The organism is Pseudofrankia inefficax, from assembly GCF_000166135.1.
GTDB lineage: Bacteria > Actinomycetota > Actinomycetes > Frankiales > Frankiaceae > Pseudofrankia > Pseudofrankia inefficax.
Genome location: NC_014666.1, coordinates 1,873,659 through 1,894,896 on the forward strand (window position 1 = coordinate 1,873,659; position 21,238 = coordinate 1,894,896).

The window sequence follows — 21,238 nt, forward strand, 5'->3', positions numbered from 1 at the left end:
ACTGCGTGCCTGTCTTACGAAAGGAATGCGCGTGAGCGCCGCAGCCACCACCACCACGGACGCACGAGTCGCCGACCTGCGCCGCGCCGTCGGATGTGACGTCATCGCCGAGGGCGATGCCGGGTACGACGTGCTGCGACGGGTCTGGAACGCCGACATCGACCGCCACCCACTCGCCATCGTCCGCGCCACGTCCGCGACGGACGTCGTCGCCGCCCTCCAGCACTGTGTGGCGGCCGGCCTTCCGATCACCGTTCGAGGCGGCGGGCACAATCTCGCGGGCACCGCCGTCCTGGACGGCGCCGTCATGATCGACACGGGCCTGCTGCGGTCGGTCGAGCTGGACGAGCGGACCGGACGGGTCGCGGTCGGCGCCGGCTGCCGCTGGGGCGACGTCGATCAGGCGCTGGCCGGCCACGGCCTGGCCGTGCCCGCGGGCGTCGTGTCGCACACCGGGGTCGCCGGGCTCACGCTCGGCGGTGGTCTCGGCTATCTGTCCCGGATGTTCGGCGCGACCGTGGACCACGTCGAGCAGATCGAGGTCGTCGTGGCCGACGGGCGAATCCTGACCGTCACCGAGCAGGACCATCCGGAGCTGTTCTGGGCGCTGCGGGGCGCCGGCCACAACTTCGGGATCGTGACTCGGTTCGTGTTCCGCACGATTGCCCTCCCGGGCCTGGTCACCATCCGACAGCAGCTCTTCGGCGCCTCGGACCGGCGCGCGATCCTGCGGTTCTTCCACGAATGGGGACCGGCGGCTCCGGGCAACATGGGGACCTACATCCGCCTGCTGCGCGCTCCGGAGTACTGGTCACAGATTCCCGCCGAGCATCGCGGCGAGCAGATCATCTCGGTCGCCACGATCTTCTACGGTGACCCGGCGGGGGAGGCCGAGGCCACGGCGCCGATGTTCGCCCTCGCCGACCCGATCTATTCCAGCCTGCGGACCATCCCGCACGTCACCCTTCAGCACAGCACTGACGACGAGTTCCGTTACGGGCTGGGCCATTACTGGAAGCACACCTCGCTCGACAACTTCGACGACGAGGGCATCGACGTGGTGCTGAGGTTCGTCGACGAGTACCCGGGCCGCAGCCTCAACTCGAGTGCCCACATCGCGCATCAGCTGCTCTGCCCGTTCGAGCTCATCGCCGGCACGCACCAGCCGCGGCCTCGCCCGAACGACTCGACCGCGGGCATCGAGTCGGTGCTCAGCGTCAACATCGGCGCGGACTGGCGGTACCCGTCGGAGAAGGCCCCACTCGTCGACTGGGCCCGCAGGTTCGACAACGAGCTGGAGCCCTACCGAAACGGCACCTACATCAACTTCACCTCGGTGGCGGGCGACGAGGAGATGGCCCGCTCCGTCTACGGCGACAAGTACGAGCGTCTCGCCAGGGCGAAGCGGCTCTACGACCCGAACAACGTGTTCTCCCGGGGCCTCGTCAACCTGGCGGAGAACGAGGACTCGGTGTGGGCGAAATGACCAGGGTCGGCGCCGACAGCAGCAAGTTCCCGCGCTCCCTCGAACTGGGCGCGATCGGGACGCTCGAGGCCATGAAGGCGGCCGGGCTTCAGGGCACCTTCTTCCGGTCCCCGTTCGAGCTGAGCCGGACGATGGACCCCGCCGAGCTCTCCGACGTCGTCCAGGCGGCGGCCGCCCTCGACATGTACATCGAGACCGGTATCGCCAAGGTGAACCCGTATGCCACGCCGGAGGCACCCGAGATCCGGGAGTTCGGGCGGGGAAGCTACTTCGACGGGATGGCCCGCATCATCGAGGCGGTCGCGGACGCGGGCATCACGGAGCTGTGGACCGCGACGGCGAACTACAAGCACAGGCTCCCGGGCCTGTTCGCCTGCGACCGCTTCCGCACCGACGTCGACTGGGAGGACCAGCTCGCCGCGACGGAGAAGTACCTGACGAAGCTCGGGCCGGTGCTGCGCGGCGTCGGGGCGCACCTCAACATCGAGACGCACGAGGAGATCACGTCCTTCGAGACCATCCGGCTGGTCGAGGCCGGCGGGCCGGACGCCTTCGGTATCACCTTCGACATCGCGAACGTGGTCTGCCGGGGTGAGGACCCGAGCGCGGCCGCCCGGCGGCTGGCTCCCTATGTGCGGCAGACCCATTTCCGCGACGTCGCCCTGGTCGAGACGGATGACGGCTACGGGCGGTTCATCGTTCCCATCGGCACGGGGATCATCGACTGGCCGGTGGTGCTCGGGCTGCTCGCCGAGCACAACCCGAACCTCAACATCTCGATCGAGGGCATCACGGCCACCAGAGCCGAGATGTCGCTGTTTCTGCGCGAGCCGCGCTGGGCCGCGTCCCACCGGGATCTGACGGCCGACGAGTTCGCCGCGCTGGAGCGGAGCGCGGCCGCGTACGGCGCCGAGGTCGCCGCCGGTCGCCGTCCGGGCCCGGCCGAGCTCCGGGCGAACGTCAGTGAGCAGCAGGAACTGGATTTCTTCACGACGTCGGCCGCCGCGCTGCGCGACGTGATCACAGCGGCGGCCTGACCCAGCCCGCGGCGAGTGATCGCCGTTCCCAGTCCATTCGACCAAACGCGATCGGTGAGCCCGCGCCTCTTCATGACCGGCGCCCGCACCACCACCGGCAGTTGTCCTCCGCTGCCGCTCCTGAGCAAAGAAGAGATTCCACCGAGGTGTCGACAGAAATGGGGAAGGTTCCGTGAGGAAGAACTACAGACGAGGGGCCGTCGTGCTCGCCACCATGGCGCTGGCCGGCGGTTCGCTGGCCGCCTGCGGTGGCGGTTCCGGCGGCGGCGCCGGGGGCAGCCGGGTGGTGATCGGCATTGTCCAGGTGCCGCACACCCTCGACCCGCAGCAGGTCTCCGACATCCAGAACGACGAGGCGATCACGAGCATGTACGACACGCTCGTGACCTTCGACGCGAACGGGAAGCTGGTCAGCGGCCTGTCGACGTCCTGGGAGTACGCGCCCGACGGCAAGAGCATCTCGTTCACGCTGCACGACGGCGCCAAGTTCCACAGCGGGAATCCGGTGACGGCCGCCGACGTGGCCTACACGCTGAACCGCATTAAGAAGGTCAACACCGGGGTCGCGGCGTACATGCAGGACTTCGCGAGTGCCACGGCCACCGACGGGACGCATCTGACGATCAGCCTCACGCAGCCTGACCTGCAGTTCATCGGTGTGCTGAGCAAGGTCTACATCCTGGACTCGAAGCTCGTGGGCCAGCACGAGGGCAGCGACGACGCGCAGAGCTGGCTGGCGACCAACGACGCCGGCTCGGGACCGTACGACCTCGCCGGGTACAAGGCGAACTCGAACCTCGACCTCACGCTCGACACGTCCTACTGGAACTACGACGCGACGCGCCCGCAGAACCTCGACTTCCGCTACATCGCCGAGAACAGCACGTTGGCCAGCGAGCTGAGGAACGGCGGGGTCGACGTCGTCGCCCAGCTCGACGCGACCAATCTCAAGCAGTTCCAGAACAACCCGTCCTACAAGGTCACGGTGCTGCCGACCCTGAACGAGACGATGGTCATCATGAACACGGCGGGTGGCGTGACCGCCGACCCTCGGGTTCGCGAGGCCATCCAGCTCGCCTATGACTACCAGGGCCACCTCAGCACCATCCTGGGCGGCGCCGGACAGGTGGCGACGGGCCTCGTCTCCCCGGCCGTCGCGTGTGGCGTCCACGGCGCTCCGAGCGCGCAGAACGTGGCGAAGGCGAAGCAACTCGTCCAGGACGCCGGCGCCACCGGCAAGAGCCTGACATTGATGTACCAGCCGGTCTTCCAGGAGCACACGCAGGCGGCGACGCTGCTGCAGACCGACCTCAAGGCGATCGGCCTGAACCTGACGCTCAAGCAGGTCACGTTCCCGCAGTACCTGCAGATGGTGAGCTCGGCGGACACCGAGCCCGACCTCGCCATGGTCTGGGACTCGCCGAACTACCCGCAGATCGGCGCCTGGCTGCAGCAGCGGTTCGCCAGCAAGTCGATCGGGACGACGAACCTGGCCCGCTACAGCAACCCCCAGGCCGACAAGCTGATCGCCGCCGGGGCGGAGGCGACGGACGCGACGACGGCCTGCTCGGACTTCAACCAGGCGCAGCACCTGATCCTCGACGACCACGTCGCCGTGACCATCGCCAACCCGGCGACCCCGGTCGTCACCGACGCGAAGGTGAAGCCGTTCGGCTTCGACCCCTCGTTCGTCATCTTCAACCCGAAGCTCATCCGCCTGGCGTCCGGCGCCAACTAACTGGCCCCGTGGGTCCCGGGCCGACGCCGTCCCGGGACCCGCGGCCCTCACGGGTAGGCAGGTCAATGAGAAATTTCGTGGTAGCGCGGCTCGGCCAGGCGATTCTCTGCGTATGGGGTGTCGTCACGATCGTGTTCGCTCTCACCAAGGTGATTCCCGGCGACCCTGCGCGGATCGCCGCGGGCCAGACGGCGACTCCCGCGCAGATCGACCAGGCGAGGGCCGCGCTTGGTCTGAACCACCCGTGGATCGTGCAGTACCTCGACTTCATCGGGCGGGCCTTCCGGGGTGACCTCGGGACCTCGACGGTCACCCACCAGCCTGTGATGCACGACCTCGCGCAGACCATTCCGACGACCATTCAGCTGGTCGCGATCGGCCTGCTGATCATCATCGTCCTCGGTATCCCGATCGGGGTGCTGGCCGCCTGTTTCGAGAACAGGCCGATCGACGGCGCGCTCCGCGTCTTCCTTGCTTTCCTGGGTGGCGCGCCGGTGTTCTGGGTCGCCATCCTGATTCAGTTCGTCTTCGCGGCGAAGCTCCGGATCGTCCCGATCTCCGGCTCCAACGACTACGGGCTGGCCCCGGCGCACCACACGGGATTCACGCTGATCGACTCGCTCGTCGACGGCAATGCCTCCGAGTTCTTCAACTCGCTGACGCACCTGCTCCTGCCGGCGTTCGCGCTGGCCGCGCCCTTTCTGGCGCACCTCGCCCGCAACGTTCGGACCACCATGATCGGAGCCCTCCGCACCGACTACGTGACCTTCGCCCACTCCAAGGGGCTCGACACGCGCCGAGTCGTGTTCCATCACGCGCTGCGCGCCACCCTGGCCTCCTCGATCACGATGCTCGGGATGCAGTTCGGCTGGATGATCGGCTCCGCGCTGCTGGTCGAGACCGTCTTCGGACTTCCCGGGGTGGGGACCTACCTCAATCAGGCCGTCCTGAGCCAGGACATCTTCGCCGTGCTCGGCGGCGTCCTGATCATCGGTGTCGTCTTCATCGTCAGCAGCCTGATCGTCGACCTGGTGCAGATCAGATTCGACCCGCGGGTCCGCGCCACGATGCTGGCGGAGGCGGCGCGATGAACAACGCGAACCCGGACATCACCTTCGTCGCGCCGCGCCGGCTGCCCAGGCTGGAGACGAGGCGTCTGGTTGGCGCGCCCGCGCGAGCGCTGCGCGGCCTCGCCGGCCGGCACGCCCCCTGGCTGGACCGCATCGCGGTCGGGATCCTCTGCCTCGTCCTGCTGGTCTCGGTCGTCGGTGCCTTCTGGCGCCCGGCCGATCCGTACACCGCCAATCCAAAGACGGCGCTGCTCGGCCCCAGCGCCCACCACCTGTTCGGTACCGATGACGTCGGGCGGGACGTGCTGTCGCGCATGCTCGCGGGCGCTCCGGAGACGCTGCTCGCGGCGCTCGGCATCACGTTGCTGGCGACGCTCGTCGGCGTGGTCCTCGCCTCCGTCGCCGCGTTGTCACCGCGGTGGCTCGATGCCGCGGTCATGCGGCTCTGCGACATCACGTTGGCGCTGCCGACGCTCGTGTTGGCGCTGGGCATCGCGGCCGCGCTCGGCCCGTCGAACCGCTCCCTGACCATCGCCATGGTGCTCTCGCTGTGGCCGGGCACGGCCCGGCTGGCGCGCACCACCATCCGGGAGACGATGTCCCAGCCGTACATCGAGACCGCGCGACGGATGGGGGCTGGCCGGCTCTCGCTGCTGTTCCGGCACATCCTGCCCAACTCACTCGACCAGATCGTCGTCACGGCCAGCATGGAGATCGGCGGGGCCATCGTGATCATGGCGGGTCTGGCGTTCATCGGGGTGGGCGCGCCTCCACCAGATGCCAACTGGGGTTCCATGGTGGCCGAGGGGCAGTCCTACATGACCACCGCGTGGTGGATCTCGATGTTCCCCGGGCTCGTGATCACGCTTTCCGCGATGGCCTTCGGCGTCATCGGTGACGCGATCCGTGTCCGTATCGATCCGGCGATGGTCCGATGAAGCCCCGCGCGATCGATCGCGACATCGAGCCCTTCCTGCGCGTCCGGAAGCTGCGGGCCACCGTCGCCGCGCCGGGACACAGGCCGGAGCTCGGTGAACGCGAACTCGTCAGGGGCATCGACCTGGACGTCTGGCCCGGAGAACGGGTCGCGCTCGTCGGCGAGTCCGGTTCGGGGAAGTCGGTGACCGCCCGCGGCATCCTCCAGCTCGACCCCTCCCTCCGGCTCACCGGGTCGGTCGAGGTGGCCCGACAACAGCTGATCGGCGCCGCGCCGGGCACGGTCCGGGGAATACGGGGCCGGGTGGTCTCGATGGTCTTTCAGGACCCGATGACGGCACTGAATCCTGTTCTCACGGTGGGCGACCAGGTGGCCGAACCGTTGAGGCTCGCCGGCACCTCCCGCAAGGAGGCCATGAGGCAGGCCGCCGACATGCTCGACCGGCTCGGCGTGCCCAACGCGCGAACACGGCTCGGCGCGTATCCGCAGGAGTTCTCCGGCGGCATGCGCCAGCGGGTCGTCCTCGCGGCCGCGCTCATCGGCCAGCCCTCGTTGCTGATCGCGGACGAACCGACGACCGCGTTGGACGTCCTGGTGCAGGAGCAGATTCTCGACCTAATCGTGCGGCAGTCCGACGAGCTGCGGCTCGCGGTCCTTCTCATCACCCACGACCTCGGCCTCGTGGCGGGGGCGACCGACCGGGTCTACGTCATGCGCTCAGGGGAGATCGTCGAGGAGGCGCTGGTCGACGATCTCTTCACCCACCCCGGGCATTCCTACACCCGCGCTCTTCTCGGCGCGGTTCCGACCCTCGACCACGACCCGGAAGTACCACTCGCGCCCGTGCCGGCGGCCGGGGCCGAACCCGAACAATGCCTACCGAGGAGCCGCCGATGACCGCGCTGTTGGAGGTGGACGGCCTCACCAAGTCCTTCGGCCGGGGCAGAAAACGTCACCAGGTTCTTCACGACGTGTCGTTCTCGGTTCCCGCGGGGCGCGTCGTCGGCATCGTCGGCCAGTCGGGGTCGGGGAAGACGACCGCCGTTCGGTGCGTGCTCGGCCTCGACCAGCCGGACGCGGGTGCGGTGCGGTACGACGGCTTCGACGTCCTGGCCGCCGGGCGTGCGCAGCGGCGACGTTTCCAGACGGAAGTACAGACGGTGTCGCAGGACCCGTACACGAGCCTCGATCCCCGTATGCGGGTCGAGAAGATCGTCGGGGAACCGCTGTGGATCGGTGGCCTGCGTGACCGCGCCGCACTGCGGGCCCGCGCCCTGGAGGCTCTGGCGCTGGTCGGGCTTCCCGACGACGCCGGCAGCCGTTTCCCGCGGGCGTTCTCGGGCGGGCAGCGCCAGCGCATCGCCATCGCCCGTGCCCTCATCACCCGGCCCCGCCTGCTGGTCTGCGACGAGGCCGTCTCGGCGCTGGACGTCTCCGTGCAGGCCGAAATCCTGAATCTCATCCGGACGATGCAGCGACAGCTGTCCCTTTCGGTGCTTTTCGTCGCGCACGACCTCGCGGTTGTCAAATACCTGTGCGAGCACGTCGTCGTCATGTCCGAGGGACGCGTCGTCGAGGCCGGGAGCCGTGAAGCGATCTACGACGCCCCGGCGACCGAGTACACCCGGCGACTTCTCGCCGCCGTCCCAAGGACCGATCCGGCCGCCGAGCGGGCCCGCCGCCACGCTCGGCTTTCCGCCGGAGCAGGCCGGTGAGCGCCGTCGTACCCGGAACGTCCTGCCCCAGGGCGGAGCTCCGTTGACCGAGCGTCCACCGGTGACCCGCGAGCTGGCCGCCTTCGCCGCCGGGCTGCGTTTCGAGGACCTGCCGAGCTCCGCCGTGGCGATGGCCAGGATGCACACCCTGAACATCGTGACCGCCGCCATGACCGGTTCGACGCTGCCCGCGGCGGCCAGCGTCCTCACGGTCCACCTCCGCGCGGGCGGCGTGCCCGAGAGCTCGGTCATCGGCGGCGAACGGCGTCTGCCTCGCGCGGCCGCGGCGGCGGTCAACGCCCATTCCGCCTACTGCACGATGAACGACGACAGCTTCATGGAAGGCGACCTGCACCCCGGCCACTCGGCGGTGACCGCCGCGCTGGCGGTCGCCGAGTCGGTGGGAGCCGGCGGGAAGGACTTCCTGCTCGCGCTCGTGGCCGGGATCGAGGTCGGCTGCAGGATCGGCGCCTCGCTATGCCAGACCCAGGAGTCGCACAAGGCCCGAGCGGGCTGGCACTGCAACCTCGGTGACACGTTCGTCGCGGCCGTCGCCGCCGGCAAGCTCCTCGGGCTGAGCGAAGACCAGTTCGTCGCCGCGCTCGGAATCGCGGCGACCGCGGCGGCCGGGCTGAACGAGGTGATGAATCCTCCGCCCTCGCTGGTGTGGCCCTGGGACGGCGGGCGCAACACCGGTCAGGGGGTCCTCGCCGCCGAGCTGGCCCTGGCTGGAATGACCGCGGGCACGACCGCGCTCGAGGGGCATCAGGGCTTCATCGAGATGTTCACCGGTGGGCGCGCGGAGCCCGTCGCGTTCGACCGCGCGCTCCGGGGCCTGCACGCGGAATGGATCAGCGAACAGCTGCTCATCAAGACGCGCTCCGCCTCCGTGATGACCCACAGCGCCATCGACGCCGCGCAGCACCTCGTGCTGCACCACCAGGTCGCCCTGGCCGAGATCGAGACCATCGAGGTGCGGACGAACAGGTGGACGGCCGAGAAGCTCTGCCATCGAGACATCCCGGACTTCAACGTCTCGGTGTTCAGCCTGCCGTTCGCCATCGCCCTGGCGATCCTGACCGGTGACCGGCTCTCGCCGCCGAGCTCTCATCAGGCCTATCTCGACAACGTCGAGATCAGGTCGCTGATGGCCCGGGTGGTCGCGATCGAGGATCCCGAGATCGACAAGGTCTTCGGCTTCTCGTTGCCCGCGGACGTCACGGTGCGGACCACGGACGGTCGCCGCTACCGGGCCCGTGAGGACATTCCGTACGGGCAGTATCCGCACAAGCCCCTCGATCCGGAGGTGTTCGAGCGAAAGCTCCGCCTCAACGCCGCGCCCCTGCTGCGGGCCGACCGGGTCGACCGGCTCATCGACTGGGTCTCGGACGAGCTGACCAGCGCTCGCACCCTGGAACCGCTCGCCCGGCTCATCGCCCCCTCCAGCTGACGACCTCGACCCGACGAAAAGGAATTCCGATGACCATCTCTGTGCAGGACGCGATGAAGCGCTCCCTGGAGCTCGCGGCCGAAGCCGCCGCCGCGGGCGACAACCCGTATGGTGCCGTGCTCGTCACCGCCGACGGGCAGGCCGTCGAGGAGCGGAACCGGGTCGTGACGACGTCGGACCCCACGGCCCACGCGGAGAGCATGGCGATCCGGGTGGCCGCCAAGACGTGGGGAATCGACCTGTCGGGCGCCACGATGGTGGCCTCCTTCGAGCCGTGTCCCATGTGCTGCGGGGCGATTCTCGAGGCGGGCATCACGGTCCTCGCCATCGGTCAGCGGCGGACGGTCGGGGAGGCGCCGCTCGGCCGCTACACGGTCGAGAACCTCCTTGAACTCGTCGACCGCCCGCACGCCCTCCAGGTGGTGACGGGGGAGTTCGGGGACGAGGCGGCGGCCTTCTACGCGACGGTCGGCTCGACGACCGAAGAGGCCTGACGTGGAGCCGACCCGGCGGTCGTTCCCGACCGCGAGCCAGGCCTTCCTCGCCAAGCGGATCTTCACCGCCGTCGGTGCCGAGGGAACGCTGATCGAGGACGCCGCGCTGGTTCTCGAGGACAACCAGATCCTGTACGTCGGACCAGCGCGGGAGGTCGAGCTGGCGGCGGTGCCGGTCCATGACCTGGGCGACGTCACCGTGCTTCCCGGCCTGGTCGACGCGCACGCCCACCTGACCCTGCCCGCCGACAAGCGCAACTACGAGCAGGTGCACCAGGATCCGGACGAGATGCTCGCCCTGGTCTGCGTCATGAACCTGCGGAAACACCTGGCCGCCGGCGTGACGACCATTCGCGACAACGGCGGGAGAAACCGGGTCACCTTCACCGTGCGGGACGCCATCCGGCGCGGCTATCTCGCCGGCCCACGGCTGCTCCTTTGCGGTCGCCCGGTCACCCAGCGACTCGGCCACTTCTACTTCTGCGGCGGCACGGCGGACGGCCCGGTCGAGATTCGAGCGACGGTCCGCGCCCTCGTCGCGGAGGGCGCGGACCACATCAAGATCATGGCCTCGGGTGGCGCCACCCTGGGCAATCTGCCGTACTACGCCGCCTACACCGTCGAGGAGATGAAGGCGGCCGTCGACGCCGCGCACGACCTCGGCCGGCTCACCACGGGCCACTGCCGGGCAACGCAGTCGATGCGTTACGCCCTGGAGGCCGGATTCGACGCGATCGAACACGCGGAGTTCCTGGAGGCAGATCTCTCGCGCAAGGCCAACCTAGGGGCGCACCACAATCTCCAGGGCGGGCAGAGCGTCTACGACGGGCGGCTGGCGCAGCAGCTCCTCGATGCCGGCACGTTCATCAGCACCACCCTGCAGTGCGGGGGATATGACACGGTCGTCGACCTGAGGCACAAGAAGGACACCGCTGGCCTCACCGGGCAGGAGCAGGGGCAGCTGGATGCCCTGCAGTTCTACTTCGAGCAGAAGGTCGGAAACTTCAGCCAGCTGATCAAGGACGGCTTCGTCGGCAAGCTCGCCATCAGCAGCGATGCCGGCCCCTTCGACACCCAGTTCGGCCGGATGGACCTCGGGCTGTGCCTCGGTGTCGAAGGCGGCATGACGACCGGGCAGGCCCTGGTCGCGGCGACGAGGGTCGGCGCCGAGCTCTGCGGCATCGCCGACGAGGTCGGAACCCTGGAGCCCGGAAAGCTGGCCGACTTCTTCGCCGTCGACGGCGACCCGACGCGGAACATCGCCGACATCGCCAACGTGACGGGCGTCTGGGCCGACGGCCGCCTGAGGTCCCACGGACCGGGCGTCGGCGTCGAGTGGCCGTGATCAATACGCCCGCGCGGCCGGCTCGGCTTGGCTGAACCGCGGCCTCCCCTTGGCGGCGGTCAGAATGTCAGGTCGTCCCAGGTGATGGTGACCGGGATGGGGTTGGTGATCGCGGGTGGGCCGCCGGCCTCGTCCTTCATCAGAGTGCCGAGGTGTTTGTAGAGCATGCTGGCGTGGTCGAGTGCGTAGCGTTCGATGGTGGTGACGCCGTCGTTGTCGAGGCGGGTGATCCAGTAGTGCGGAATCCCGGCGCGGGCGTACTCACCGAGCTTGTCGGTGGTGTCCTGGGTTTCCGAGCCGGGCGAGACGATCTCGATGACGAGCAGGGCGTGCTCGGCGCGGGGTCGTTCGCCGCGGTCGCGGTCCAGGCAGCGGGAGAGAATGACGTCGGGCCGCCGGTTGAGCAGCGGGATGTCGCGAAGCCGCAGATCGACGTCGTTGTTGACCGTGAGGCAGCCGTACCGGCCCGACTTCACCGCGTTCTGAGCGTGCCGCTCCAGCAGGTTGGCAAGGCGGCGCCCCGCGGTCTGATGGTCCGGGGTAGGAGCCTCGCAGAAGACGATGTAGCCGTCGACGATCTCGATCGAGCGGGCGATCTCCTCCGACAGGGCCTCGTACTCGGCGGCCGTCACGCGCGCGGGCTGCGGGCGGAGGGCACGCAACCAGCTGTCCTTCGGCAGGGCCGTTGTCACCATTGCCTCCCGAGCGGATGAGTCGTCACACGTCCAAGACGTCGGCAGGCCGCGACCGCCCGATCTCAGCGTAGATCCCAGGCTGGCGCAGACGTGCATCGCAGGCGACGCGACCACGTCAGGGCCGCCGGAGCCCGGTCTCGACCTCACCATGATCGCGGTTTCGGCCCCCCGCGTTGGCTACGCTGCCGTCATAAGAAACCAAGGTTTCTTATCGGGCTGGGAGGGTGGGCGGTGTCGGACCGGGCAACTGGCGGGCCAGGAACCCCGACCGTCCTAGGAGGACCCGTCGGTTCAGCCGGTGACTCGGCCGTGAGCGGTGCGTTGACCGCGTCGTTCTCGCGCCGTCGCGGGCAGGCGGACCAGGTTCACGTCACCCGTGGCGACAGGAGCACGACCAGCTGGAGGTTCCCCAGCTACGGCGACGTCCTGCCGCACGACCTCGTCCACTTCGTCGTAGAGGAGGGCCTCGGTCTGACCGATGGCTTCTGGGGCCTCGTCGACCAGGGCGCCGACGTGATCCTTGAGGGCGACCAGGCCGTCCTGACCCGGGACGGCCTACCCCTCACCGAGCACCGCGACGTCGACTTCACGGGCCTGACCCGGGCCGAGGAAGCCGTCGCGCTCCTTGGCCCCCAGCCGCGCTTGGAGCAGCCCGGGAGACTCATCGTCGCGCGGCCCGCCCCGGGCTCCTTCACCGCGCCCGACCTTGCCGACGCCGCCCGCCGCCTGGGCTTTCGCCTACCGCCGACCGCCACCGCCGACACCATCGCGGCGATCCACACGCGCCTACGGGACCTCGCGCACCGCTGGAACGCCCGCGACGGCGAGGCGATCACGCTCACCTGGCACCGCTGCGACGTCGACCGCGGCCACGATGGGCAACGCGCCGGCCAGCCGTCGTGCGGCGGTGGGAAGCTCGGCCCGTAGACAGGCACCGGTCACGGCGTGGCCCGGGGGGTGGTCCGGCTCGGTCGCGGTCAGCGTGCCGCCGTGCGCGTGCGCGATGTCCCGGGCTATCGCGAGGCCGAGCCCGCTGCCGCCGCCGTCCCGCGCCCGTGTCTCGTCCAGCCGCGTGAACCGGTCGAACACCGACTCGCGGTGCTGGGCGGGAATGCCAGGGCCGTCGTCGGACACCTGCACGGTCGCGGGCGCCGCCACCCGCACGACCACCGTGGACGCGGCGTGCCGCACGGCGTTGTCGACCAGGTTCCCGACCATCCGGCGCAGGTGGGAGGCCGAGCCGGTCACGACCACGTCGGGGGCGATGTCCAGCGTCACCTGGACGTCCCCGCGCCGGGGCCGCAGCGCCTCCTCGGCGGCCACCTCGCCGAGGTCGACCTCGTCCACGCGCAGCGGCTCGCCGGCGTCTAGCCTCGCCAGCAGGAGCAGGTCGGCGGCCAGGTTCTGGAGCCGGTCCACGTCGGTGAGCGCCTCCTCGACCAGGCAGGGGGCCTCGCGCTGGCCTAGCTCCAGGCGGGTCCGCAGGATGGCCAGCGGGCTGCGCAGCTCGTGCGCCGCGTCCGCGACGAACCGCTTGTGCCGCTCGACCGCCTGCTGCAGCCGGTCGAGCGTCGCGTTCATCGTCCGTGCCAGCCGGGCGATCTCGTCGCCCGAGTGGGGCACCGGAACCCGCCGGTGCAGGTCGGTGGCCGTGATGTCGGCGAACGTCGCGCGGATGGCCGAGACCGGGGCGAGCGCCCGTCCGGTCAGCAGCCAGGTCAGCCCGGCGACGAGCAGCAGCAGGACGGGCAGGCCCGCGAGCAGCAGATTCCGCAGCATCGCCAGCGCCGCGTCGGCCGGATCGAGCGAGACGCGGGCGGACACGGTCACGGGACCGGCCGCGGTGGCGACCTGGCGCTGGGCGGTGGCGTAGCCGGAGCCCCAGGCGACCTGCCCGGCCGTGCCGGCCCCGGTTCCCATGCTCTGTGAACCGGTCTGGCCGGCGACCTCGATGTTGGCCGCGCTGATGACCTTCACGTCGGGGTCGGGTCCGACGACGTTGGTGATGACCAGCGCGGGCCGGCCGGGCTGGTCGGTTTCGGCGCCCTGGGTGAGGACGGCCGCGGCCTCGTCCGCTCGCCGCGCCGCCTCCTGGCTCGCGCCCGAGACGAGGCTTCCCCGCAGGACCAGGACGAGGACCAGGCCCGCGGTGCCGAGGGCCAGCGCGACCGTCACCGTCGCCACCACCGTCGCGCGCAGCCGTACGGACCTCATCAGCAGGCTCCATCCAGCCGGTACCCCGCCCCTCGCACGGTGACCAGGCTCGCCCGGCCGAACGGGGCGTCGATCTTGCGCCGCAGCGCGCTGATGTAGACCTCGACGATGCTCGGGTCGCCGTCGTAGGCGAAGTCCCAGGCCTGTTCGAGCAGCTCGGCCTTCGAGACCACCTCGCCCACCCGCCGGGCGAGCGCGTGCAGGACGGCGAACTCCTTCGGGGTGAGCGCGATCTCCGTCTCGCCGCGCCGGCAGCGCAGGCCGGCCGGGTCCACGGCCAGGTCACCCGCGGTCAGGACGACCGGTCGCTCCCGCCCACCGCGGCGGATCAGCGCCCGCAGCCGGGCCAGCAGCACCACGTAGGAGAACGGCTTGGAGAGGAAGTCGTCCGCGCCGGTGTCGAGCGCCTCCGCCTCGTCGTACTCCCCGTCCTTCGCGGTCAGCATCATGATCGGCGTCCAGTTGCCGTCCTCTCGCAGTCGGCGGCAGACGGCATAGCCGTTGAGCAGGGGCAGCATCACGTCGAGCACGATCGCGTCGTACCGGTTCTCGGTCGCCATCCACAGGCCCTCCTGGCCGTTGTGCGCGACATCGACCGCGAATCCCTCGCCGGCCAGCCCGCCGCGCAGCAGTCCGGCCAGCCGCTCTTCGTCCTCCACCAGCAGCACTCGCATGACTACAGGGTGACGGACGCGACCTAATGGCTACCTGAAGATCACTTCAGCTGGCTTCAGGGGTGCCTCAGCCGCCGGACGGGAGTCTGGCTCCGGCCCCAATGAGGGGGCCATCGAGAAGAGGAGGTGCACGATGCGAATCCGCCGGATCGTCCTCGTCAGCGCGATCACCCTCGGGCTGGCCGGCTCGGGCGCCGCGGCCGCCAACGCCAGCGGTAACCAGCCCGGCTCCGGAGCCCCCTCGGGCCAGCCGTCGACCTGCCCCGCCCCGCCGCAGGGCGCGGGCCTCGACAACGTCCAGGTGAAGGACGGCAAGGTCTACCTGAACGGGAAGCTGGTCGGCACGGCCAAGCCAGGCGAGCCCGTGGCGGTGAAGGACGGCAAGGTCTACACCGGCGCGGCCGCCGAGGCGCTGCCCAAGCCGCCCGGGGCCGACGACTTCCAGGTGAAGGACGGCAAGATCTACCACAACGGAAAGGTGGTCGGTGAGGCCAAGCCCGGCACGCCGGTCGTGGTGCGGGACGGCCAGGTCGTCACCGGCGGTGCCGCCGAGGGGCTGCCGAAGCCGGCGGATGCCGACGGCCCGCACCTGATCAGCGTGTTCGGCAGCGCCGGCCCCGGCGACAAGGGCCCCGGTGCCAAGGTCTTCGGCGAGAAGGGCCCCGGTGACAAGGGCGGCCTCGTCTGCGCGATCGAAGGCGCCCAGCCAAGCCAGGACTAGCGGCGCGGAACCCGTTTGGCCGCGCGCGGAGCCGCGCCCCGTTGGTGGTGGGCGCGGCTCCGCGCCGCGTTCGTGGCCCTCTAGTCGTCGGGTCGCTACGTCATGATCGACGTCGTTCGCGCCACCGCGCGAGTTCGACGCGGTTGGCGCAGCCGGTCTTGGCCAGGATTCGACGCATGTGGCTCTCGACGGTCCGTTCGGACAGCACCAGTGCACGGGCGATGTCCCGGTTGGACATCGCCTGCGCGACCAGCGCCAGTACCTCGTTCTCGCGGTCGGAGAGCGGATCGGTGGCACGGGCCAGGCCCGCGGCGTCGGCGATCAGGGCGTCGGCCGCCCGCAGCGGGCCCGGCAGGTCGAGCCGGCGCGCGTCGGCGGCGGCCTGCCGGGCCAGCTCGGCGGCCGGTCGGATCGCTCCGGTGGCGGTGAGCGCGCGCGCCAGAGCCAGGCGACCGTGGACGACGAACGGACGAGCACCCAACCGGGCGTCGACCCGGATTCCCTCTTCCAGCAGCGGGATCGCCGCCTCCGGCCGGCCAGCACCGAGTTCCAGCTGGCCGAGCACGCGCGCGGTGGCGCCGTAGAAGAACACCGACCCCGCGCCGACCGCCAGCGTGGTCGTGAGCGTGGCCGCCATCCAGTCACGGACCTTGACGCAGCCGGGGACGTCGCCGAACTCGGTCGCCAGGAACGCCAGGTAGGTCAGGGCCGCGGCGTCGTGCGCGGTACGGGCGGCGACCAGCACCGGCAGCAGCGGCTCGTAGAGGTCGAAGGCCTCGGCGTCGCGACCCGCGAGGTGCAGCGCCGCGGCGAGCAGCGCGCGGGCGACCGGCGGGAGGCTGTGGACCTCGGCGAGGTGCAGGTCCCAGCCCGCGGCGAGGTCGGTCCGGTCGCCGCGCACCATGGCCAGGCCCACGGTCTGGCCGAGATGGATGTAGTGGGCTGACGTGTCATGCCAGGTGACGGCCAGCGCGAAGGCCTCGCCGCCCAGCCGGCGGCAGCCGTCGAAATCCCCCGCGAGCGCGGCGAAGGAGGCTCGGCGGCGCAGCAGGTGCCAGCGCACCAACGGAAGCCCGGTCTGGGCGGCGAGCGCGCGCATCGCCTCCACCTCGATGCGGGCCGCGGCCAGGTCCGCCCGGTGGACCGCGCGGTCGGACCGCCACGCGTGGGCCCACAGGCGGGCGAGCGGGCGTTCGGTCGGACCGGCGAGGTCGATGGCCCGGCCTCCGAGCGCGTACACCTCGTCCGCCTGGTCGGGCCGCCAGGCGACCATCACCCGGGCGTGGATCGCGTCCAGCTCGGCGTCGGTGTCCCCGGTGGCCTCGGCCTCGACCAGGGCCTGCGCCGACCAGCGGGCCGCCTCGTCCACCTGGCCGAGCTCGATCAGCGCGCAGGCCAGCGCGGCCTGGATCCGGGAACGCAGCACCGCGGTGCCCGTGGCGCCCACGGCGAGGGCGCGGCGGCAGAGGGCCTCGACCCGCGCGTTGGTGTCGGGATGGCCGATGCCCTGCACGGTGATCGCGGCGCGGGCCACCACATCGGCCCGGCCGGACCGTTCTCCGTCGGTGGCCGCGCGTTCGCAGCTGGCGAGGGCCGCCGTGATGTGGCCACCGAGGTACTGCGCGCGGGCCAGGTCGAGCAGCACCTCGGTGGTGTCGACGCCGCAGTCCGCCGGTGCCCGGTCGGCCGCGTCGAGGGCGGACTCCAGGTAGGACGCCGCCTCGTCGTACGCGCCGGCGGCCCGTGCGGCGTCGGCGGCCCGCACGGCCCAGCCCGCGGCCCGGCTCGGCTCGTCGGCGCGGGCCCAGTGCCGGGCGACGGCGCCAGCCCGCTCGTCGCGTCCCCGGGCGAGGGGCTCCAGCAGTTCCGCGGCGCGGCGGTGCAGCGTGAGCCGGCGCCGCGGGGCGAGCGAGGCGTAGACGGCGTCGTGGACCAGCGAGTGCGCGAACCGGACCGGCGCGCCGGCGACCGGTGCGACCTCCACCAGGCCGGTCGGCACGGCCGGGAGCAGCCGATGCGCGGCGACACCGGCGTCGACCCCGATCAGGCCGCCGAGCAGGGCCGGGTCGGCCTCGGCGCCGAGCACGCTGAGCGCCTCGACGGCGTCGGCCGCGACCGGCCCGGCGGAGCGCATCGCCGCCGTGACGAGGCCGCGGAACTCGGCCGCCTCGCCGACCGCGGCCGCCCAACCGCCGTCGCCGCGCAGCGGCCCGGCCGCGACCCGACTGAGCGTGCGCAGGTAGAGGGGATTGCCACCGGACAGTTCGATCGCCCTGCGCACCGCGCGCGGATCGGACCGCGCCACGGCCGACGTGAGGTAGGCGCCGGCCTCGGCGGGAGCCAGCGGCCCGAGGTGCACGTCGTCGGTGGCGCCGTGTCGCGGTAGCGCGTCCAACGCGCCGGCGAGCGCGCCGCGGTGGGCGCCGACCACCAGAACCGGCAGGCGTCGGACCTCGGTGGCGACGCGGGCGAGCAGCCGCAGCGTCGCGCGGTCGGCCCAGTGCAGGTCGTCCAGGACGATCACCAGCCCGGCCGCCGCGGCCGTCGCCGCCAGGGCGTCGATGACCTGGGTGTCGGCGGCGAAGGTGGTCGCCGCCGCGTCCTGAGCGCTGCCGTGCTCCCGTTGCGCGTCACCCGCGACAACCGCCGACAGCGCGTCACGCGGCCCGGGCAGGCCGCGCAGCGCGCGGGTCCACGGCCACAGCGGAGGCGCACCCTGGTCCGCGACCGCGCTGCCCCACACGACCGGTGTCGGGGCGGCCTCGGCCACGAGCTCCTCGATCAGCCGGGTCTTGCCGATCCCCGCCGGGCCGCTGACCATGACCACGCCGCCGGATCCGGCCCGAGCGTCGGCCAGCCGCCGGCGCAGCAGGTCGAGTTCGTCCTGCCGCCCGACGAAGCGGTCATCGGCTGCCACCCGGGCATTATCGCGGGTGCCAGGGGGTCACGAGAGCGTCTGTGCCGGCGCCGGGCGCGGCCCGGATTGCGTGCCGTGGTTACGTACCGGCACTGATGTGACCAGGGGCGAGCGACCCGATCGTGGACCCATGACCACAACGCATCGCACCCCCCTGCCATGAAGATCGCTTTCGTGGCCGACCCGCTGGAGTCGTTGGACGCCACGGTCGACACCACGGTCGGTCTGATGCACGCCGCGCAGGACCGCGGCGCCGAGGTGTGGGCCACCGAGGCCGTCCGCCTGGAGGCGGTCCGCGGCCGGGCCCGGGCCCAGGCCCGTCGGGTGCGGCTGGCGCCGACCCACCCGGCCGGTGGCTGCCGCTGGTCCGTGGCCGACGCCTGGTTCACCGCGTCGGCACCGACCATCGTGTGGCTCGACGACATGGACGCCCTGTTCATGCGCACCGAACCGCCGCTGGACGCGACCTACACCACGGCGACGCTGATCCTCGACCTGCTCGTGCCCGCGCGTACGGCCCTCATCAATGACCCTCGCGGGCTGCGCGCCTGCAGCGAGCATCTGTTGGCGCTGCATTTCGACGACCTGATACCGCCAACCGTCGTCACCGCCGACGGCGACACCATCCGCGACTTCCTGACGCAGCACGGCACAGCGGTGCTGAAACCCGTCGACGGGTTCGGCGGCCGCGGAGTCCTCCGACTGGACCGGCACGACCCCAATCTCGCGTCACTCCTCGAACTCGCCACGGCCGGTGGCACGCGCGCCGTCGTGGTGCAGCGGTTCCTGCGCGAGGTCGCCGCCGGGAACAAGCGCGTCTTCGTCATCGCCGGCGAGCCGGTGGGCGCCGTCTACCGGTACCCGGCCGCCGGCGACTTCCGGATCGGTGACGCGACGGCGCAGGCGCCGATCACGGACCGCGACCGCGAGATCTGCGCCCGGCTCGCCCCCGTGCTGCGGGCCAACGGCATCCACCTCGCCGGACTCGACGTCATCGGCCCCCACCTCATCGAAGTCAACGTGACCAGCGTGGGCGCCCTGCGCAAGGCCGACGCCCTGCTCGGCTGGACCCTCTGCGCGGACCTTCTGGACAGTGTCCTGCCCGCGCCGACCCTGGAGAGAAGCGCATGACCATCGCCATCAGCTGCGCCGCCATTCTCGGCGCGCTCGTCTTCGGCCTCGGCTTCAACGTGTCCCGCCTGCGCGGGATCGTCGGCAAGGCCGGCGGCGCCCAGCAGCCGACCGATCCCACCGACCGGCTGTTCGTCGCGGTCCGCGCGCACGGCAACGCGGCCGAGTACGTGCCGACGCTCATGGTCCTGTTCCTGCTCGTGGGGGAGCGCAGCCCGGCCGCCGTGGCGATCCCACTGATCATCGGTGCCACGGTCGCCCGCCTCGCTCACGTGGTCGGCATGCTGACCACGCCTGACTGGTCGATCCCGACCCGGTCCCGGCTGGTCGGTGCCCTGGGCACCTATCTGTTCGGCGTGGCCCTCGCGATCGCCGCCGCGGTGACGCTGCTGTGAGCCGGACCTCCCGGACCTTCCGGATCGCTCGGCCCCGAGGCACATCGAGCGCCACGTCGCCGCTCGGGGCACTGCGCTCGCCGGGCTTCCGGCGCTACCTGCTCGGCCAGGTGCCGTCGGTGACAGGTTCCTGGGCCCAGGTCGTCGCGTTGTCGTGGGCCGTGGTCGACCGCGATCCGGCGGCCCTGGGCTGGGTGGTCGCCGCGCAGTTCACGCCGAGCCTGGTGCTCGGCCCGTGGTTCGGCGCGGTGACCGACCGGCATGACCGCAAGCGGATCCTGATGTTCGCCGAGGCCGGCCTGGGGGCCGTCGCCGCGGCGTATGCGCTGGCCGCCGCCACCGGGCACCTCACGCTCGGTGTCATCGGTGTCCTCGCGTGCTGCTGGGGCGTGCTCAACGCACTGGACACGCCGGCCCGGCGGGCGCTCGTCCCGATGCTGGTCACCCCGGACCGCTCGGCCAGCGCGTCGGCCCTGAGCGGCATGGTGCTGCTGTCCGGGATGACCGCCGGCTCGGCCCTCGGCGCCGCGCTGGTCGCCGCGGCCGGAGTCACGACCGCCTTCGCCGTCAACGCCGCGACGTTCGCCTTCGACCTCGCCGTCCTCGCCACCATCCGGGCCGGAGCCTCGCCGCGGGTCGCACGGGCGCCTCGGCAGCTACGCGACGGGCTCGCCTACCTTCGCCACACGCCCCGGCTGCGCACGCCGTTGGTCGCCCTGGCCGTGCTGGCGACGCTTGCCTTCACCGTCCAGGTGTCGGTCCCGATCCTGGTGCGAACCGTGTTCGGCGCCGGCGCGGGCGTCGTCGGCATCGCGTTCACGGTGGTCACGGCCGGTGGGCTCGTCGGATCGGTGCTGTTCGCGACCTACTCCGGCGGCCGGGCGCTGGTCGGCGCGGCGGCCGGCATGGCGGCGTCGATGGCGCTCACCGCGGCCGCGCCGACTCTGGGTGTCGCGCTGATCGCGCTGGCCGGGGTCGGTCTGACCTGGTCGGTGTTCATCGCCGCGACCGTGGCCATCCTGCAGACGGCAGAGCCCGCGTTCATGGGCCGGGTGATGTCGTGGCTCGCCGTCGTGCTCGTCGGCGGGTTGGCCGCGGGCGCGGCCGTGGCCGGCGTGGTCACCAGGTTCGCCGGCGGCCGGGCGCCGTTCGTCGTCGGAGCCATCGCCGCCATCGCCGCCGCGGCCCTCACCTCCGGCACCGGCCGAGCGCCTGACCG

At 71.4% G+C, this 21,238-nt stretch carries 17 protein-coding genes and 1 pseudogene; 14 read left to right on the top strand and 4 right to left on the bottom strand.

What is annotated here, in order from left to right; genetic code table 11:
* The first annotated feature begins 31 nt into the window (after positions 1-31).
* The 10 genes from FRAEUI1C_RS07510 (at position 32) to FRAEUI1C_RS07555 (ending at position 11,272) form a co-directional block, all read left to right on the top strand.
* The gene (locus FRAEUI1C_RS07510) at positions 32-1,486 is read left to right on the top strand and encodes an FAD-binding oxidoreductase (RefSeq protein ID WP_013422692.1); all 1,455 of its coding nucleotides are present in this window, start codon (positions 32-34) and stop codon (positions 1,484-1,486) included.
* Positions 1,483-2,523, top strand: a complete 1,041-nt coding sequence (locus tag FRAEUI1C_RS07515) for a sugar phosphate isomerase/epimerase family protein (RefSeq protein ID WP_013422693.1) — start codon at positions 1,483-1,485, stop codon at positions 2,521-2,523. Before FRAEUI1C_RS07510 ends, FRAEUI1C_RS07515 begins: the two co-directional genes overlap by 4 nt.
* Before the next feature lie 172 nt (positions 2,524-2,695).
* Positions 2,696-4,261 carry an ABC transporter substrate-binding protein gene (locus FRAEUI1C_RS07520; RefSeq protein ID WP_157734854.1) on the top strand — a complete coding sequence of 522 codons (1,566 nt, stop codon included), beginning with the start codon at positions 2,696-2,698 and terminating at the stop codon, positions 4,259-4,261.
* 77 nt (positions 4,262-4,338) lie between these two features.
* The gene (locus tag FRAEUI1C_RS07525; protein WP_198318724.1) at positions 4,339-5,352 is read left to right on the top strand and encodes an ABC transporter permease; all 1,014 of its coding nucleotides are present in this window, start codon (positions 4,339-4,341) and stop codon (positions 5,350-5,352) included.
* Positions 5,349-6,269, top strand: a complete 921-nt coding sequence (locus tag FRAEUI1C_RS07530; protein ID WP_013422696.1) for an ABC transporter permease — start codon at positions 5,349-5,351, stop codon at positions 6,267-6,269. The genes FRAEUI1C_RS07525 and FRAEUI1C_RS07530 overlap by 4 nt, the downstream gene beginning before the upstream one ends.
* Positions 6,266-7,165, top strand: a complete 900-nt coding sequence (locus FRAEUI1C_RS07535) for an ATP-binding cassette domain-containing protein (protein WP_013422697.1) — start codon at positions 6,266-6,268, stop codon at positions 7,163-7,165. Before FRAEUI1C_RS07530 ends, FRAEUI1C_RS07535 begins: the two co-directional genes overlap by 4 nt.
* On the top strand, positions 7,162-7,983 hold the full coding sequence (locus FRAEUI1C_RS07540) for an ABC transporter ATP-binding protein (RefSeq protein ID WP_013422698.1): 822 nt from the start codon (positions 7,162-7,164) through the stop codon (positions 7,981-7,983). Before FRAEUI1C_RS07535 ends, FRAEUI1C_RS07540 begins: the two co-directional genes overlap by 4 nt.
* A 61-nt stretch (positions 7,984-8,044) precedes the next feature.
* On the top strand, positions 8,045-9,433 hold the full coding sequence (locus FRAEUI1C_RS07545) for an MmgE/PrpD family protein (protein ID WP_013422699.1): 1,389 nt from the start codon (positions 8,045-8,047) through the stop codon (positions 9,431-9,433).
* A gap of 29 nt (positions 9,434-9,462) precedes the next feature.
* Positions 9,463-9,927, top strand: a complete 465-nt coding sequence (locus tag FRAEUI1C_RS35985) for a nucleoside deaminase (RefSeq protein ID WP_013422700.1) — start codon at positions 9,463-9,465, stop codon at positions 9,925-9,927.
* Between the two features lies 1 nt (position 9,928).
* Entirely contained in the window at positions 9,929-11,272 is a 1,344-nt protein-coding gene (locus FRAEUI1C_RS07555) for an amidohydrolase family protein (protein WP_013422701.1), read from the top strand.
* 59 nt (positions 11,273-11,331) lie between these two features.
* On the opposite strand, the gene FRAEUI1C_RS07560 is transcribed toward FRAEUI1C_RS07555, so the two are convergent.
* From FRAEUI1C_RS07560 to FRAEUI1C_RS07575, 3 genes are all read right to left on the bottom strand, one after another.
* The gene (locus tag FRAEUI1C_RS07560) at positions 11,332-11,967 is read right to left on the bottom strand and encodes a Uma2 family endonuclease (protein WP_041259014.1); all 636 of its coding nucleotides are present in this window, start codon (positions 11,965-11,967) and stop codon (positions 11,332-11,334) included.
* A 786-nt stretch (positions 11,968-12,753) separates the two neighbouring features.
* Entirely contained in the window at positions 12,754-14,181 is a 1,428-nt protein-coding gene (locus FRAEUI1C_RS07570; RefSeq protein WP_013422704.1) for a sensor histidine kinase, read from the bottom strand.
* Positions 14,181-14,855 (bottom strand): response regulator transcription factor, encoded by a 675-nt coding sequence (locus FRAEUI1C_RS07575; protein ID WP_041259018.1) that lies wholly within the window; start codon positions 14,853-14,855, stop codon positions 14,181-14,183. Before FRAEUI1C_RS07575 ends, FRAEUI1C_RS07570 begins: the two co-directional genes overlap by 1 nt.
* Positions 14,856-14,988: 133 nt before the next feature.
* Between FRAEUI1C_RS07575 and FRAEUI1C_RS07580 the strand changes: the two genes are divergently transcribed.
* Complete coding sequence (locus tag FRAEUI1C_RS07580) at positions 14,989-15,576, top strand: hypothetical protein (protein ID WP_013422706.1); 588 nt, start codon at positions 14,989-14,991, stop codon at positions 15,574-15,576.
* 100 nt (positions 15,577-15,676) lie between these two features.
* Here FRAEUI1C_RS07580 and FRAEUI1C_RS41575 read toward each other — a convergent pair whose 3' ends face one another.
* Positions 15,677-18,493 (bottom strand): helix-turn-helix transcriptional regulator, encoded by a 2,817-nt coding sequence (locus tag FRAEUI1C_RS41575; RefSeq protein ID WP_013422707.1) that lies wholly within the window; start codon positions 18,491-18,493, stop codon positions 15,677-15,679.
* 159 nt (positions 18,494-18,652) lie between these two features.
* Here FRAEUI1C_RS41575 and gshB point away from each other — a divergent pair, with 159 nt between their 5' ends.
* From gshB to FRAEUI1C_RS37440, 3 genes and pseudogenes are all read left to right on the top strand, one after another.
* Complete coding sequence (gene gshB / locus FRAEUI1C_RS07590; RefSeq protein WP_013422708.1) at positions 18,653-19,624, top strand: glutathione synthase; 972 nt, start codon at positions 18,653-18,655, stop codon at positions 19,622-19,624.
* Complete coding sequence (locus FRAEUI1C_RS07595; RefSeq protein ID WP_013422709.1) at positions 19,621-20,019, top strand: MAPEG family protein; 399 nt, start codon at positions 19,621-19,623, stop codon at positions 20,017-20,019. Before gshB ends, FRAEUI1C_RS07595 begins: the two co-directional genes overlap by 4 nt.
* Positions 20,016-21,200 (top strand): annotated as a pseudogene (locus FRAEUI1C_RS37440) (MFS transporter); the annotation flags it as partial. The gene FRAEUI1C_RS07595 and the pseudogene FRAEUI1C_RS37440, both read left to right, overlap by 4 nt.
* Positions 21,201-21,238: the final 38 nt, after the last annotated feature.

Bases quoted from the DNA above. Each gene is read 5' to 3' on its own strand.
- FRAEUI1C_RS07515 (WP_013422693.1), top strand. From the start codon at position 1,483: ATGACCAGGGTCGGCGCCGACAGCAGCAAGTTCCCGCGCTCCCTCGAA.
- FRAEUI1C_RS07530 (WP_013422696.1), top strand. From the start codon at position 5,349: ATGAACAACGCGAACCCGGACATCACCTTCGTCGCGCCGCGCCGGCTG.
- FRAEUI1C_RS07535 (WP_013422697.1), top strand. From the start codon at position 6,266: ATGAAGCCCCGCGCGATCGATCGCGACATCGAGCCCTTCCTGCGCGTC.
- FRAEUI1C_RS07540 (WP_013422698.1), top strand. From the start codon at position 7,162: ATGACCGCGCTGTTGGAGGTGGACGGCCTCACCAAGTCCTTCGGCCGG.
- FRAEUI1C_RS35985 (WP_013422700.1), top strand. From the start codon at position 9,463: ATGACCATCTCTGTGCAGGACGCGATGAAGCGCTCCCTGGAGCTCGCG.
- FRAEUI1C_RS07560 (WP_041259014.1), bottom strand. From the start codon at position 11,967: ATGGTGACAACGGCCCTGCCGAAGGACAGCTGGTTGCGTGCCCTCCGC.
- FRAEUI1C_RS07570 (WP_013422704.1), bottom strand. From the start codon at position 14,181: ATGAGGTCCGTACGGCTGCGCGCGACGGTGGTGGCGACGGTGACGGTC.
- FRAEUI1C_RS07575 (WP_041259018.1), bottom strand. From the start codon at position 14,855: ATGCGAGTGCTGCTGGTGGAGGACGAAGAGCGGCTGGCCGGACTGCTG.
- FRAEUI1C_RS07580 (WP_013422706.1), top strand. From the start codon at position 14,989: ATGCGAATCCGCCGGATCGTCCTCGTCAGCGCGATCACCCTCGGGCTG.
- gshB (WP_013422708.1), top strand. From the start codon at position 18,653: ATGAAGATCGCTTTCGTGGCCGACCCGCTGGAGTCGTTGGACGCCACG.
- FRAEUI1C_RS07595 (WP_013422709.1), top strand. From the start codon at position 19,621: ATGACCATCGCCATCAGCTGCGCCGCCATTCTCGGCGCGCTCGTCTTC.